At 41.6% G+C, this 14,335-nt stretch carries 13 protein-coding genes; 9 read left to right on the plus strand and 4 right to left on the minus strand.

Going from position 1 to position 14,335, the window contains the following annotated elements; translation table 11 throughout:
• The first annotated feature begins 29 nt into the window (after positions 1-29).
• From PI95_RS18020 to PI95_RS18030, 3 genes are all read left to right on the plus strand, one after another.
• The gene (locus PI95_RS18020; protein WP_201280505.1) at positions 30-494 is read left to right on the plus strand and encodes a CBS domain-containing protein; all 465 of its coding nucleotides are present in this window, start codon (positions 30-32) and stop codon (positions 492-494) included.
• A gap of 360 nt (positions 495-854) precedes the next feature.
• Positions 855-1,520: a phycobilisome degradation protein NblB gene (gene nblB, locus PI95_RS18025; RefSeq protein ID WP_039742342.1), complete on the plus strand. Its 666-nt coding sequence runs from the start codon at positions 855-857 to the stop codon at positions 1,518-1,520.
• A gap of 517 nt (positions 1,521-2,037) precedes the next feature.
• Positions 2,038-2,871 carry a PEP-CTERM sorting domain-containing protein gene (locus tag PI95_RS18030; RefSeq protein ID WP_039742339.1) on the plus strand — a complete coding sequence of 278 codons (834 nt, stop codon included), beginning with the start codon at positions 2,038-2,040 and terminating at the stop codon, positions 2,869-2,871.
• 336 nt (positions 2,872-3,207) lie between these two features.
• Here the strand turns inward: PI95_RS18030 and PI95_RS18035 are convergent, their stop codons facing one another.
• Positions 3,208-3,726 (minus strand): DUF456 domain-containing protein, encoded by a 519-nt coding sequence (locus PI95_RS18035; protein WP_039742336.1) that lies wholly within the window; start codon positions 3,724-3,726, stop codon positions 3,208-3,210.
• 304 nt (positions 3,727-4,030) lie between these two features.
• On the opposite strand from PI95_RS18035, the gene PI95_RS18040 reads away from it, so the two are divergent.
• Complete coding sequence (locus PI95_RS18040) at positions 4,031-4,912, plus strand: M48 family metallopeptidase (protein ID WP_039742333.1); 882 nt, start codon at positions 4,031-4,033, stop codon at positions 4,910-4,912.
• Positions 4,913-4,920: 8 nt separating this feature from the next.
• Here the strand turns inward: PI95_RS18040 and PI95_RS18045 are convergent, their stop codons facing one another.
• Positions 4,921-5,562 (minus strand): cofactor assembly of complex C subunit B, encoded by a 642-nt coding sequence (locus PI95_RS18045; RefSeq protein WP_039742329.1) that lies wholly within the window; start codon positions 5,560-5,562, stop codon positions 4,921-4,923.
• Positions 5,563-5,712: 150 nt separating this feature from the next.
• Positions 5,713-6,441, minus strand: coding sequence for a response regulator transcription factor RpaB (gene rpaB / locus PI95_RS18050; RefSeq protein WP_039742325.1), 729 nt, complete (start codon positions 6,439-6,441; stop codon positions 5,713-5,715).
• Positions 6,442-6,609: 168 nt separating this feature from the next.
• On the opposite strand from rpaB, the gene radA reads away from it, so the two are divergent.
• The 4 genes from radA to PI95_RS18070 all read left to right on the plus strand — a co-directional run bounded on the left by radA (position 6,610) and on the right by PI95_RS18070 (position 10,973).
• Entirely contained in the window at positions 6,610-8,145 is a 1,536-nt protein-coding gene (radA, locus tag PI95_RS18055; RefSeq protein WP_039742322.1) for a DNA repair protein RadA, read from the plus strand.
• A complete protein-coding gene (locus PI95_RS18060; protein WP_163518981.1) occupies positions 8,135-8,509 on the plus strand; it encodes a hypothetical protein in 375 nt (124 codons plus the stop codon). The genes radA and PI95_RS18060 overlap by 11 nt, the downstream gene beginning before the upstream one ends.
• Before the next feature lie 116 nt (positions 8,510-8,625).
• On the plus strand, positions 8,626-9,519 hold the full coding sequence (locus PI95_RS18065; RefSeq protein ID WP_039742314.1) for a phosphate/phosphite/phosphonate ABC transporter substrate-binding protein: 894 nt from the start codon (positions 8,626-8,628) through the stop codon (positions 9,517-9,519).
• Positions 9,520-9,752: 233 nt separating this feature from the next.
• Positions 9,753-10,973 carry a serine/threonine-protein kinase gene (locus PI95_RS18070; protein WP_039742285.1) on the plus strand — a complete coding sequence of 407 codons (1,221 nt, stop codon included), beginning with the start codon at positions 9,753-9,755 and terminating at the stop codon, positions 10,971-10,973.
• A gap of 58 nt (positions 10,974-11,031) precedes the next feature.
• Here PI95_RS18070 and PI95_RS18075 read toward each other — a convergent pair whose 3' ends face one another.
• On the minus strand, positions 11,032-11,940 hold the full coding sequence (locus PI95_RS18075) for a Tll0287-like and HAMP domain-containing protein (RefSeq protein ID WP_039742282.1): 909 nt from the start codon (positions 11,938-11,940) through the stop codon (positions 11,032-11,034).
• A gap of 346 nt (positions 11,941-12,286) precedes the next feature.
• On the opposite strand from PI95_RS18075, the gene PI95_RS18080 reads away from it, so the two are divergent.
• Positions 12,287-14,092 carry a serine/threonine-protein kinase gene (locus PI95_RS18080; RefSeq protein WP_039742279.1) on the plus strand — a complete coding sequence of 602 codons (1,806 nt, stop codon included), beginning with the start codon at positions 12,287-12,289 and terminating at the stop codon, positions 14,090-14,092.
• Positions 14,093-14,335 lie beyond the last annotated feature (243 nt).

Here is a 14,335-nt window from a genome sequence, read left to right on the forward strand (position 1 = left end):
AGAGGTTGAAAAAAGGTTAACAAGCGCAAATGCCGAAAACCGTTGCCGATGTGATGAGCCGTGACCCGATTGTCGTCCGGTCAGAAACTTCCTTAAATGAAGCGATCCAAATTCTGGCAGAACGTCGCATTAGTGGATTACCTGTTGTAGATGATGCAGGTAAGCTGGTGGGTATTATCTCGGAAACGGATTTGATGTGGCAAGAAACTGGTGTAACTCCACCGGCATACATCATGTTTCTTGATAGCGTCATCTATTTACAAAATCCTGCCACCTACGAACGTGACCTGCATAAAGCACTGGGACAAACTGTTGGGGAAGTTATGAGCAAAGACCCCATCACTATTTCCCCGGAAAAAACTTTAACAGAAGCAGCCAGAGTTATGCACGATAAGAACGTTCACCGCTTGCCAGTGCTTGACGAATCCGGTCAAGTAATTGGTATCCTTACTCGTGGTGATATTGTTAGGGCAATGGCTGCAAGTCAAGATTAGTTGTTGGTGAACCACTGCGTTGCGGGGGTTCCCCCCGTTGTAGCAAGTGGTGAACCCGAAGGGTTGTTGGTGAACCACTGCGTTGCGGGGGTTCCCCCCGTTGTAGCAAGTGGTGAACCCGAAGGGTTGTTGGTGGTTGGTGGTTGTTTGCTATTGATTGACAATTAACCACTATTCACTATCCACCATCCACCATCCACTATCCACCATCCACCATCCACTATCCACTATCTACCATCCACCATCCACCATCCACTATCCACCATCCACCATCCACTATCCACTATCCACTATCCACTAGACCAATATCTAATTACCGTTGTTTTTAAAACATCATTCAAAAGTAGGATAAATAAATAAATGAGTGTTAATTCTGAGTCTGTTAAGGAAATGCTTAGTTCTGAGGATTTGGGCGATCGCTTGCGTGCGGTTAATCAAATTCGCGATTTGGAACCTGCGATTGGTTTTGAGTTGGCTGAAAGTGCGGTTACTGACAGTAATTCCCGCGTGCGCTATAGTGCGGTGAGTTTGTTTGATACTTTGGGCAAACAGAATTTAGACGCATCTTTGAATATATTGCGCGATCGCTTGCTCAACGATCCTGAACCTGATGTTCAAGCTGCCGCTGCTGACTGTTTAGGTGCTTTAAAATTACATGCAGCTTTTGAAGACATGCAGCAAGTTTATCGCACAACCCCGGAATGGCTGGTAAAATTTAGCATCGTTGCCACATTAGGAGAGTTAGGCGATCCGCGAGCGTTTGAACTACTCAAAGAAGCCCTTTCCTCAGACAACGACTTAGTAAAAACTGCTGCCATTAGTTCTTTTGGCGAATTGGGAGACGCACGAGCGATTCCCTTATTAGCCCCCTATGCAAGCAATCCAGATTGGCAAGTGCGCTATAGACTAGTGCAATCTTTGAATCTTCTCGGTGGTGCGGATGCCAAATCTATATTAGAAACTTTGGCTGACGATGAAGTAGAGGCGATCGCTATTGAAGCCAAAAAATCTTTGCAGTCAGCTTAAGACTGCCGTTTAGATAATCAATTGCTAATACAGCACTTTCAACTCCCCGTCTAAATAGATGGGGATTTTTTGTAGTAAGCGTTTTAACGCTTGTATTCGGGAGGGCACTGTTGTTGCCCACTACGTTCGTGTGAGTCCTGAAATACTGAAAATTAGTTCAAATGCGCTTTTGTAATAGCTTACAGGGAATGTTTGCTTGAGGCTTAATGTTGGAGTGCCAATTTTTCATGAAAAGCTTTTGATTTATTTGTAAAGAGTCTGCAAAAAGCTGAAAACTATCATGCATAATTTTTACCCGACAACCGTATATTAATGTAATTGTTTTTTGTTTGATAACAGTATTTCTTCTATCAGGGTTTACATAAGTAAATTGACTAATAAAGTTTAGATGAATGTGTCAGTCTACCAGATGACACCTCGGTGAATGCGGACTAACATACGAATATACACGCAGAAGAGGCACAACAAATCAGTTACCTCAAGCATTAAAAAGCACCACTAATTAAGAGACACAATCATGAAATTAAACAAACAATTTACCGCGACAGCTATTTCACTAACAGTATCCAACCTCGCCAAAGAAATGATGAATTACAAAAAATCCTTCGCTTTTATCGGTTTAATCACAAGCAGCGCTCTGGCTCTTTCTTCTAATCCCGCTCAAGCTTTTAATTTCAACACAAGTACTGATTTGGGAAGCTGTTCTGCTCTGGCAGGTCCTTTTACCAGCAGCGGGTTAAGTTCCACCACTATCAAGCCAAACTGCAAAACCGCTGACGGTTTCACCATCACACCTAATCCTGAAGGTAAAGAACTTCAAGGTAAAAAAGTTGGTGGAATCGTTGGTGTAGGTGTATCCGGTAAAAAACCTGTTCGCGATGTTGTTGGTGGTGAAATTGACTACGGTGAGTCGATTGTATTAACTCTTCCGAATCCTGGAGATGTTCTCAAAAGTATTGGTTTAAGCTTTTTATACCGACCCGGTGTGTTTGCAGACCAAGTGTGGGAGGCTGCGAGAATCACAACTAATACTGGGCTTGAGGGCATTCTTAAAGTAACAGGTAAAGACACTGCTAGCTGGAGTCTAGGTGGTACAGTTACAAATCTCAGCCCTTCTAAGGGTAATGGTGGCGGTTATTACGATATTACAAATCCTTTCGCAAATGCCAGATTTGATTTCCTAACCCTGACTCCTGTTACCTATGATTCAGTGGCGTACAATAGTAGTGCTAACAGTGACTTTGCTCTGTCTCATGCAACAGCAGTTCCCGAACCAACTGCGATCGCTGGTCTAGGTTTAGTTGGTGGATTGCTGCTAGCAACTCGTCGTCGTAAAGCTATCCAATCTTAATTACCAATTGTGTGAGTTTGGGTGCTTTGGCTGTGGCTGGCATGTTTGACTTGCGTCAACGCAATAAATCATGCCTTACAGCTTTCAATTACCAGTTTTAGCTTTTTCATTTTATCTACAAGTGAGGCGACAATATTAAAATATATTAGTTACATGATTTTCTAATTAAGTTATCAGGGTATTGCATTTTTATTTTATTCAAACAAGTCGTTTTCCAATGTCTTTTAAATGAGTATAAGAAGTAATTATAGCAATTAATTACTCTCGTATACTCATTTTTTCTTGATAAGCAAATCAATTTTTATCAGTCCCCAGTCCCCAGTCCCCAGTTGAATTCTACGCACCAAAGACCTGCGACCAAGTTGTGAATAAAAAAACGGCAACCGCAGCGATCGCTAATATTCCCTGAATCAAATTTCCAATTAACGTTCCTGCTACAATCCCTATACCAGCTTTCACTGCTAATTTAAAGTTACGTTGGTATATATACTCACCGATAATTGCACCTAACAACGGTCCTAGTAATATCCCCAACAACGGACCTCCAAAAGGCAAAGTCGGCAATAATCCAAAAAATCCCAGCAATAAACCAACTACCGCGCCAATTTGTCCGTATTTACTAGCACCTGCTTGCTTCGCACCTAAATAGCCTCCTAAAAAATCTACTCCAATACTTAAAATCAAAACAAAAACTGTGACAATTAGTGGTATCTTAATAGCTGCAAACGAACCACTAACAAATCCCCAAATAATAATCGAAATTAAAATTAAACTAGTTCCGGGAATTGCCGGAACCACAGCGCCTATGACACCGAAAATCATCACCGCAACCAATAGCCAATAAATAATTTGCATAAAGTTTTCAACTTCCGAGTTAGCGAGCGGATTTATAAAGTAAATTTACCGCATTTTTTGATTTTTTAAAAAAGACGATAATAGCCGCCGAGACTTTTAAATTGAACCAAATTAGAATTTTCCACCTCAATCTGGTATAATATGACTGCGATCGCTCTTACTCATCTTGCTAATTGCCAGTTGTAAAAACTAATACCATTTCATTTTCAGGTTGCTATACATGGGCAGCAGGGGGTTTCACAAACGATAGACAAAAATGGACAGCCTGAACTTCCCAAACACTCTTGCTGAAAGCTCAAAATCCATGACGAGAAAAATATTAACTGGACTGAGATCGCAAACCTATGAACACCCCTTTGATCGCAAAGCCTTGGCTTCTTTAAAAAGTATGCCTGGTGTCTCTCTGCTGCTCAAAAAAATTAACGAGTACGGCATTGACCGCTTACTTAGGCTGCAATGTCTTGGCAGTGAAATAAGAATCACACCCCGTAATTTTCCCCATTTGCATCAGTCACTTGTAGAAACTTGCCAAATTATTGATGTTGCTCTACTTCCTGAGCTGTATCTGTTTCGAGGCACAGGTCACATTCAAACCTACATTGTTGGAGTGGAAAAACCGATTATCGGTATCAATATAGATGCAATGGAGTGGCTTAATGAGGATGAGTTGCTTTACATTTTGGGACACGAAGTCGCTCGCATCAAAAGTCAGCATATGGTTTATCACCAAATGGCAATTGTTATGCCAAGTTTGAAAAATTTGTTAAGCAGTACCACATTAGGGGTTGGGGGCTTGGTAGCTAGTGGAATGGAACTGGCTTTGTATAATTGGCGAATGATGGCTAAGTTTACTGCCGATCGCGCTGGTTTGCTTGCTTGTCAGGATATTGAGGTGGCAACCACTGCACTGATGAAACTTGCGGGTTTGCCTTCGGAATACTTGAGTGCTACTGTAATCGAAGAGTTCCTCGCCCAAGCTCGCGAGTTTGCGTCCACTAGCTTTGATAGTGTGGATCAGGTAACAAAAATATTAAGCTATTCAGAAAACGGGCTTTCCTGGGTAGTTATGCGGACTGGCGAATTATTGAAATGGGTAGATTCCGGTGAATATGATAATTTAATTCAACAGAAAAGTTTAAAGACACCAGAAGAAATCGAAGGGTGGAATTTTTTGACTTCTTGGTGACTTCCAATTTATAAATTAGAGCTTATTGTAACAGCTAATTTGTCAGCAATACCGGCAATCCATTTTTCATCTTGTTTGGTATAACTGCGAGGAGCATTTGCTGCTAAAATCAAAACTCCTTGATTGCCGATTGGTTGACAAATTACACCTTGAGTGTTTTCTGGCAAATAATCAAATTCAATTTTTCCTGGGTATACTTTTAAAGCAACTAGATAAATTGCTTTTTGCGTTTCTAGCACCCGTTTTAAAATTGGTCCTAGTGTAACTGACGATTTAGTAGCGAGAATGCCGCGACGCAACAAAACTTTACCTTGATAAAAAACTATAAGCGATCGCGTGACTGTATTAGTCAACAATAAATGAGATGCCCAAGCTAATTCGGTTTTGACAGCTTCAGGTAAATCGGGCGCAAGTATAAAACCTGATTCGCCGATTAATTCTACAGTATCAGGCGATCGCGGCTGTACCTGCTGCCAAATTAAACCCGTTAAAATCAAAACCGCACTCAAAATCACACCCAGCACATCCCCACGCGATTGAGACTGAGTTAGTTCTGGCGTCAACAAACGGTTAATCAACAAAAGTACAGCGCCTAATCCACCAACAACGATGGGTAGACGCCGCAGAACTCGATTCGGATCGGTAGTCATTGGTCAAAAAGTCAAAAAGTCAACAGTCACGCATTCAAAAGTTAGCTTCCTTGTCCCCTTGTCCCCTTGTCCCCTTGTCCCCTTGTCCCCTTGTCCCCCTGTCCCCCTGTCCCCCCATCCCCCATCCCCCCATCCCCCCATCCCCCCATCTCACTCCTCTCCCGGTTCAATTATCCGTTGAAACAAATAACCAGTACCTCGTGCGGTGAGAATCAACTCTGGATTACTGGGGTCATCTTCCAATTTTGCCCGCAAACGGGATATATGCACATCAACCACACGCGTATCTACATGGCGTTCTGGTGTGTATCCCCACACTTCCTGTAAAATTTCTGAACGAGAAAAAGCTTCTCCAGAGCGACTGACTAACAACTCCAGCAAGCTAAACTCCATACCTGTCAAGCGAATGCGCTCATCACCCTTGTATACTTGTCGCTTGTTGGTATCGATTCTGATATTGGCAACATGTATCACCCCAGAACTGGGAATTCCCGAAGCACCTGTTTTGTCTACTCGTCGCAGCACTGAGCGAATGCGAGCTTCTAGTTCTTTGGGGGAAAATGGTTTAACTACATAGTCGTCTGCACCCAACTCTAACCCGGTGATGCGATCGGCGACATCACCCAAAGCTGTTAGCATAATAATGGGTACATCAGATTCTTTACGTAATTCTTGACATACACCGTAGCCATCCAGCTTTGGCATCATCACATCCAAAACAACCAAGTCAGGTTCTGCTTTGCGAAAAGTATCCAAAGCTTCTTCACCGTCGCCTGCTGTCACCACATCGTAGCCAATCATCGAAAGGCGCGTTTCCAAAATTCGGCGAATACTAGCTTCATCGTCTACTACTAGAATTTTTTCTTTATGACTTTCCAAGTTTCTCGACGCTCCTTAACTAAAATTTTTCAGATTAATTTTTAATACCATAATATTAAGATATCATTCTATGAATTCATTGGGAAAAAGCTGTAACTACTACTTTTCTGGGACTTTAATCGGGTAAAAAATTAATAAATAATTAAGATTAATTAATAATATATAAGAATGCCTAAGCCAAAAACCTTTTTTGTTTGTAACGAATGTGGGTCAGAATCACCTCAGTGGTTTGGTAAGTGTCCAGCTTGCGGTACTTACAACTCTTTGGAGGAGGAGATTATTAAACAATCTTCGGTGGATGTGCCCAGTCGTGGGGGAGTCAGTGGTTGGCAAGCCAGTCAGAACAATGGTAAGTCTGGTGTTAAAACACCAAAAGCACGAGCATCTTTAACTTTTAACCAAATTAGCGATCGCCAAGTAATGCGCTGGGAATCTGGCTACGGAGAACTAGATCGAGTGCTTGGTGGTGGTGTAGTTCCCGGTTCTATGGTGTTAATTGGCGGCGATCCGGGCATCGGTAAATCTACGTTACTGCTGCAAGTATCAAATGCCTTAGCACAAAGATATCGCATTCTCTACATTTCTGGGGAAGAATCAGGACAGCAGATTAAATTGAGAGCTTCTCGCTTAGGTGTATCAAAAGACCAAAGTGAATTAGGCGAGGAAAATGGCAAAGTAGTATTAGTAGAAGAAGCACCACAACCAAAAAATTCCGAAAGTATCGGTGCAGATTTATATGTATTGCCAGAAACAGATTTAGAAGAAATTTTACGCGAGATAGACTCGCTAAAACCGAATGTGGCAGTAATTGATAGTATTCAAACAGTATTTGTTCCCGCGTTAACTTCAGCACCGGGTTCGGTAGCGCAAGTACGGGAATGTACTGCCGCGTTGATGAAAGTGGCGAAACACGAAGATATTACCATGTTAATTGTCGGACACGTCACCAAAGAAGGAGCGATCGCAGGTCCGAAAGTATTAGAACACTTAGTAGATACAGTATTGTACTTTGAAGGCGATCGCTTTGCCTCCCATCGATTATTAAGAACAGTCAAAAACCGCTTTGGTGCAACTCACGAAATCGGTATCTTTGAAATGGTGTCACAAGGGTTGCGGGAAGTTGCCAACCCTTCGGAATTATTTTTAGGAAATCGCGACGATCCCGCACCGGGTACAGCAATTGTCGTTGCTTGCGAAGGAACTCGCCCGATTGTGGTAGAATTACAAGCTTTGGTAAGTCCTACTAGCTATTCTTCACCGCGTCGTTCCACCACCGGGGTAGATTACAATCGCTTAGTGCAAATACTTGCGGTGTTAGAAAAACGGGTGGGGATTCCCATGTCGAAGTTGGATTCTTACGTCGCTTCTGCCGGTGGGTTGAATGTCGAAGAACCGGCGGTAGATTTGGGAGTAGCGATCGCTATTGTTGCCAGTTTCCGCGATCGCATTGTCGATCCAGGTACAGTGTTGATTGGGGAAGTAGGTTTAGGGGGACAAGTGCGTTCAGTTTCACAAATGGAACTGCGTTTAAAAGAAGCTGCTAAATTGGGGTTTAAAAGAGCGATCGTTCCCAAAGGGCAAAAATTCCCCGAGCTGGATATTGAAATTTTACCAGTTGCCAAGGTAATAGATGCAATTATTGCCGCCATTCCCCAACAAGGGCTGACGGAAGAAGATTTGATGCCGGACGAGGATGAGGATTGACCTGCGGCGGGCTACGTCAACGCAAAAGTTATTTTGGCGAACTCAAAAGCTATTTTGGCGATCGCAAAAGCTATTTTGGCGATCGCAAAAGCTATTTTGGCGAACTCAAAAGCTATTTTGGCGAACTCAAAAGCTATTTTGGCGAACTCAAAAGCTATTTTGGCGATCGCAAAAGCTATTTCGGCGAACTCAAAAGCTATTTTGGCGATCGCAAAAGCTATTTTGGCGAACTCAAAAGCTATTTTGGCGAACTCAAAAGTTATTTTGGCGTGTCCATAACGCACCCCAAGAAATTACTAGAAGACTTGAAACCTATGCTGGTCATACTTGTGTGTACACCGTAGCCTTTCTAAGGGGGGATTAAGGGGGGTTTTTTACATTCGTCGAACTCACGTTAATTTAATACATCAAACTAGAGATAATGAAATTGACACAGCGATGCGCGGTGTGGCTGTGAAGTTTTCATTTTGTTAAAAAACTATGCTTTCGCGCCGTTTTCTGCTATTACAGATAGTGCTAATTCTGCTACTTACGGTAGGATGTGGTTTAGAACAAGAAACTGACACTCCCAAAAAACTGACCATTGGCGTGGTCAGCTATGAACAAGGAACGGTTTCTCTAGACAAGTACAATCGCTTCAAAGAGTATATAGCACAAAAAACTCATTCACTTGTAGAGCTAGAACCTGCATACAACGAATTGCAGGCAATTGAGCAAATTCAACGCAAACAGTGGGATATTGTATTTGCCCCTCCTGGTTTAGTAGCGATCGCAATCAACAAAGAACTTTACATTCCTTTATTTTCAATGGGGGGAGTCAGTAGCCGACAACGTTCCTTACTCGTAGTCTTAGATGATAAACCAATTCAAAAGATAGGCGACTTAGCTTATAAGACCATCGCCTTAGGGCAAAAAGGTTCCGCAGCTGGTTACTACGTTCCTTTGTATGACCTTTATGGTTTAACCCTCGCGCAAATCCGTTTTGCCCCTACTCCGAAAACAATACTACAATGGCTTAGTGAAGGCAGCGTTGATGCTGGTGCTTTATCAGAAATCGATTTCGAGCTTTATCGCCATCAATTTCCCACAATAAAATTTAGAATTTTACACACAAGTAGATGGATTCCTTCAGGTGTTGTGCTGTTAGGATCAACTGTAGAACGTAATTTACAACAGCAAATTCAAAAAGCGATGAGTGAAGCACCAGCAGATATTACAGCAGATGCTGGTTATGTTCCTACTGCTAAAATACCTAACTACCAGCAGTTCATTAAATTAGTTGAAAAAGTTATACCACTCGAAGAGCGAGTCAAGCAAACACCCGCAGTTCTACGCTTTGAAGAACAATCTGAAAAATCAAAGGTTAGTCAGTAATCAAGTCAACTAAGAAGTGCGTCATAAAAATTAACAATTTATTTGCATTTTTCCTCAAAATTATTTTGATACATATTTAGTAGGGTGTGTTGCCGCGCAGCGCAACGCACCGTCAACAATTCAAGATGCCGTACCCTCAGCAGTAACACACCCTACGGACTTTCCTTTTGCCTGACTTAAACAACAAATATTTATATATCTACTTTCCCAAAAATCGCTAGGAGTGTGATGAGATGACACAATCTCCTTTAACAAAACCAGAAATAAGTTCTGGAACTCTAATTGATAACCGCTATACCATCCAAAAACTTCTTGGACAAGGGGGATTAGGACGAACGTACTTAGCGTTTGATACTCGTCGCTTTAACGAACCTTGTGTGCTGAAAGAATTTGCACCCATTGGTACAGGAGAGAATGGGCTAGAAAAATGTCGCGATTTATTTAAAAGAGAGGCAAAAATTCTTCATCAGCTACAACACCCTCAAATCCCTCGATTCTTGGCTTGTTTTGAAGGAGATGGGCGGCTGTTTTTGGTACAAGAATATATTGAGGGTCAAACATATTCAAACCTGTTGCAAAAACTTCAAAAACAGGGACAAAATTTTTCCGAAGACGAGGTTATAAACTGGTTAAAAAACCTCTTGCTTGTTTTGGAATATATTCACGAACATAACATTATCCATCGAGATATTTCTCCTGACAACGTTATGTTAGCTGACAAGAAAAATCTGCCAGTGCTAATTGATTTCGGCGTCGGAAAGCAAATTGCTGCGGAACTGAACGATACTAGAAATTCAGACCAGGCGACCTTTGTTGGTAAAATGTCTCTTGTAGGAAAAGTCGGATATGCTCCCCGCGAACAAATTAGCTTGGGGTTGTGTTCTCCCAGTAGCGACCTTTATGCTTTGGGAGTAACAGCTGTTGTACTGCTAACAGGTAGAGATCCATCTCTACTAATGGATCGGTATTCTCTAGAATGGAAATGGCGTCTCTACAGCCACGTCAGCGATGCTTTTGCTCAAGTACTTGATAAGATGTTGGCAGATACGCCTCAGAAGCGATACCAAAGAGCAAAGGAAGTTCTCACCGATTTGCAGTCTTTAAAACCTGAAGAGTTACAAGGAACGATGAATAATTTACCTTCTGAGGTATTTGTTACTGAACTTTACTCTTCTGAGTTAAAAACCCCAGATACCGTCAGCCAATTTAATATGCCTATTACTCCACAAGTTTCCCCAATTCGACCAGTAAACTCACTCAAACCTGCATTCATTAGGCGTTGTCAGCAACAGCTAGCTTACCACATCGGACCAATAGCAAGTTTGATTATAGAAGAGACATTAGCTGAAAATCCTGATATTTCGCCCGATGAATTTGTGAAATTATTAGCTCAAGAAATTCCTGATTTGCAGGCAGCATTTGAATTTAAACAATCATTTTGTTTGGATTATTAATAATCAATGAAAAAACAGTTTAAACACTAAAAATCAGAAATTTTTTCGGGTTGCTATATTAATTACCTGTATTTTCCGAACGACGTTTAATTCTTTTCATTGCCATTTCCAAACTTAACTGCATCCGTCTGAATGCTCTGGCAAGTTGACCGATTTCATCATTAGATAATTGCTCAAATTCTACATCCATATGCCCCGTACTGACTTCTTCCGCTACGCGAGTTATCCGTTTGAGAGGACGAACAACTTTTTGATTCAAAAAGAGGTTGACTAAAAAGATAACAGTAAGAAAAACAGTTGATATAATTACGAGAATAACAAAAGAAGCTTGATTAGCTTTGCTAATTACTTTACTTGCTGGTATTGAGATAATTTGAGAGCCAATAATTTCATTTATGCGCCAGCCAAATCCATTAGCTGTGCCATAACGCTCAATCATACTTTTAGGTGCCATATCCGGTGAGGTATGACACTTGAGGCAGCTTTCTTCAGTAATGGTCAGCGGACGAGCCATATAGAAGATATCCCCACTTGGCATTGAGCGAAATCCGCTTAATTGTTTGAGATCGCGTTTCTTTTTGAAATTGTTTATAATTGTAGTTTCAAAATTATCAGCTTTATCTCGAAGATTAGTGGGATTAAGCGTGGCTTCTTTATAGAAAAAGTCCCTGTACTTCGGATTCATTCGCAGATGATCAAAAATCTCCCGTGCAGAGTACGCAGGCACACTTTGCGGCAAAAACTCAGCTTCTAGTTGATTATCCAAAAGTGGCTTAACTTGAGTATTAGTGTAATCACGTACAGAAGTCATCGTTTCCATAAGCATGAGAGCGGTTGAAGTAATATCAAGCCTCGCATTCTGCTTCAGCACAGAAGACAGAGCAAATCCACTTAAACTCATACCTAATGCAAGAATTATAATCAGCAGAGCTGTAAATTGTTGTTTCAAGTTGAGATTTTTTAACATGATTCTGGCTCACTTGCAATTTAAATTTCTCTTACCAAAGGTGGTTGAAGTTACAGTCCGTTACATCTTACCTTTTTTAGTAATTTATGTAGCTACAAAAGCGAAATGCAGGATTCCGGTACTATGCCTGGAGAAGTCGGTAACTAAGATTGGGGGAAAAGTTAATATAATTTGATATTTTGGATGTGTGGATTTTAGACTATAAAATCCTTATCCTCAAAGAGATTGAATAATTTAAGTATTGTAAGCCGAAAGTGAAATGATACCAAAGAATTAAAAAATTATCTACCTTTCTACCCTACGATATATTGCAAAAATAAATAGCAGCATTTGGTAATTGTTAACAATGGTGTGGAAACCGGGGCAGCCTTTATTTGGAGGGCGCTACATTATCGAAAGCAAACTAGGCGAAGGTGGAATTGGCATTACCTATCTTGCCAGAAACCTACGCAATGAACTACGAGTAATTAAAACCCTCAAAGAAGAAATTCTTAATCACCCGGTTTGGAAACAGCACCGCGACAAATTACGGCAAGACTTTCGCGATGAAGCTGTTCGTTTAGCTGTGTGTCGCCATCCTCATATAGTGGAGGTAGAAACTATCTTCGATGAGGGCAAATTTCCTTGCATGGTAATGGAGTATGTCGAAGGAGAAGATTTAGGTAAGCGTTTGGCAAGGGTGAGGTTGCTATCAGAAGCAGAAGCCCTACTATATATTCGACAAATTGGTGATGCGTTGATGGTAATTCACAATAAAGGCTTGCTGCATCGTGACCTCAAGCCGCGTAACATTATGCTTCGTTCTGGCAAATCAGAAGCAGTGTTGATTGACTTTGGTATTGCGAGAGATTTTATCCCTAATGTTGTCCAAAAACATACAGTATATCGCACTCCTGGTTTTGCCCCTCCAGAACAGTATGATTTAGTTGCACCACGGGGAGAATTTATTGATATCTACGCCCTCGCCGCCACTTTATATAACTTATTAACCGGAGTTGTGCCCACGAGTGCAGAAGACAGACGCAACAATATTCCCCTGCAACCACCGCAACGCTTCAATCGCAATATTAGTGACAGAGTAAATCAGGCAATTATGCAGGCTATGGATTTGCAGGCAAATTATCGCCCCCAATCCGTGCAGGAGTGGTTGAATTTATTGGCTGCTGATGTTGGAGAAGATGTACCATCAACACTTAAGAGCCAACTGATAACACCTAATCCACAAATCCCAAAACCTGCTGTAGTAGCTTCACTAGAGTGGCAATGCGTACATACCCTCAAAGGTCATACCAGCATGGTTCAGGCGATCGCTATTAGTCCTGATGGGCAACTAATTGCCAGTGGTAGTAATGACAATAATATCAAGTTATGGCAACTAACAACCGGCAAACTATTACGTAATTTTAATCGTTGGTTTTCCGGTCATTCCAGCATGGTTGATTCCCTCGCCTTTAGCCCAGACGGAAAGCTTCTTGCCAGCGGCAGTTGGGATGACACTATTAAATTATGGCAAGTAAATACAGGCAAACAAATCTCTACTTTCACAGGTCATTCTAACTGGGTTAATTCCGTCGCCTTTAGTCCAGAGGGACAGATGCTTGCTAGTGGTAGTGCTGACCACACGATCAAATTATGGCAAATAAAGACAGGCAGACAAATCTCTACTCTCACAGGTCATTTGGACTTAGTTGGGTCAGTCGCCTTTAGCCAAGATGGAGAAATTCTCGCAAGTGGCAGTGCTGACTACACTATCAAACTTTGGCAAGTACACACAGGTAGAGAAATTTGCACTTTTGCAAGTCATTTTTTCTATGTTAACTCTGTCGCCTTTAGTCCAGATGGACAATTGCTTGCTAGTGGTAGTGCTGACAACACTATCAAATTCTGGCAAGTAAGTACAGGTAAAGAACTTCGCACTCTCACTGGGCATTTGGACTCAGTTTGGTCAGTCGCCTTTAGTCCAGATGGGCAACTTCTTGCTAGTGCTAGTTGGGACAAAACTATCAAAATTTGGCACGCAAGCACAGCTAAAGAAATCTGCACTCTCACTGGTCATCTCAACTATGTCAGAACCGTTGCCTTCAGTCCCGATGGGCGAACCTTAGTTAGCGGTAGTGATGACGACACCATCAAGATTTGGCGACGAAAATAATATTGACACACAGATTTGACACTCTCCCGATTATTCTGACAAATTTTTTAAACCTTCAGGTAGACTCGGTATTTACAAAATATTGTCACAATAATGACGACAACGCCTATTTTTGCAGTCAATAGATTTGGGAGTAGCGATCGCTATTGTTGCCAGTTTGGGCGATCGCATGATGCCAGATGAAGATGATGAGTAAAATTTCGCGCAAAGGCGTTAAGAAACACTTTACACCTTTGCGTGATT

The sequence above is a fragment of the Hassallia byssoidea VB512170 genome (assembly GCF_000817785.2).
GTDB lineage: Bacteria > Cyanobacteriota > Cyanobacteriia > Cyanobacteriales > Nostocaceae > Hassallia > Hassallia carrinoi.

Coding starts and splice junctions, on each gene's coding strand:
- PI95_RS18060 (WP_163518981.1), top strand. CDS start 8,135: ATGAGGATTGACCTGCGGCGGGCTACGTCAACGCAAAAGTTATTTTGG.
- PI95_RS18020 (WP_201280505.1), top strand. CDS start 30: ATGCCGAAAACCGTTGCCGATGTGATGAGCCGTGACCCGATTGTCGTC.
- PI95_RS18080 (WP_039742279.1), top strand. CDS start 12,287: ATGGTGTGGAAACCGGGGCAGCCTTTATTTGGAGGGCGCTACATTATC.
- PI95_RS18065 (WP_039742314.1), top strand. CDS start 8,626: ATGCTTTCGCGCCGTTTTCTGCTATTACAGATAGTGCTAATTCTGCTA.
- PI95_RS18040 (WP_039742333.1), top strand. CDS start 4,031: ATGACGAGAAAAATATTAACTGGACTGAGATCGCAAACCTATGAACAC.
- radA (WP_039742322.1), top strand. CDS start 6,610: ATGCCTAAGCCAAAAACCTTTTTTGTTTGTAACGAATGTGGGTCAGAA.
- PI95_RS18075 (WP_039742282.1), bottom strand. CDS start 11,940: ATGTTAAAAAATCTCAACTTGAAACAACAATTTACAGCTCTGCTGATT.
- PI95_RS18035 (WP_039742336.1), bottom strand. CDS start 3,726: ATGCAAATTATTTATTGGCTATTGGTTGCGGTGATGATTTTCGGTGTC.
- PI95_RS18030 (WP_039742339.1), top strand. CDS start 2,038: ATGAAATTAAACAAACAATTTACCGCGACAGCTATTTCACTAACAGTA.
- PI95_RS18045 (WP_039742329.1), bottom strand. CDS start 5,562: ATGACTACCGATCCGAATCGAGTTCTGCGGCGTCTACCCATCGTTGTT.
- nblB (WP_039742342.1), top strand. CDS start 855: ATGAGTGTTAATTCTGAGTCTGTTAAGGAAATGCTTAGTTCTGAGGAT.
- PI95_RS18070 (WP_039742285.1), top strand. CDS start 9,753: ATGACACAATCTCCTTTAACAAAACCAGAAATAAGTTCTGGAACTCTA.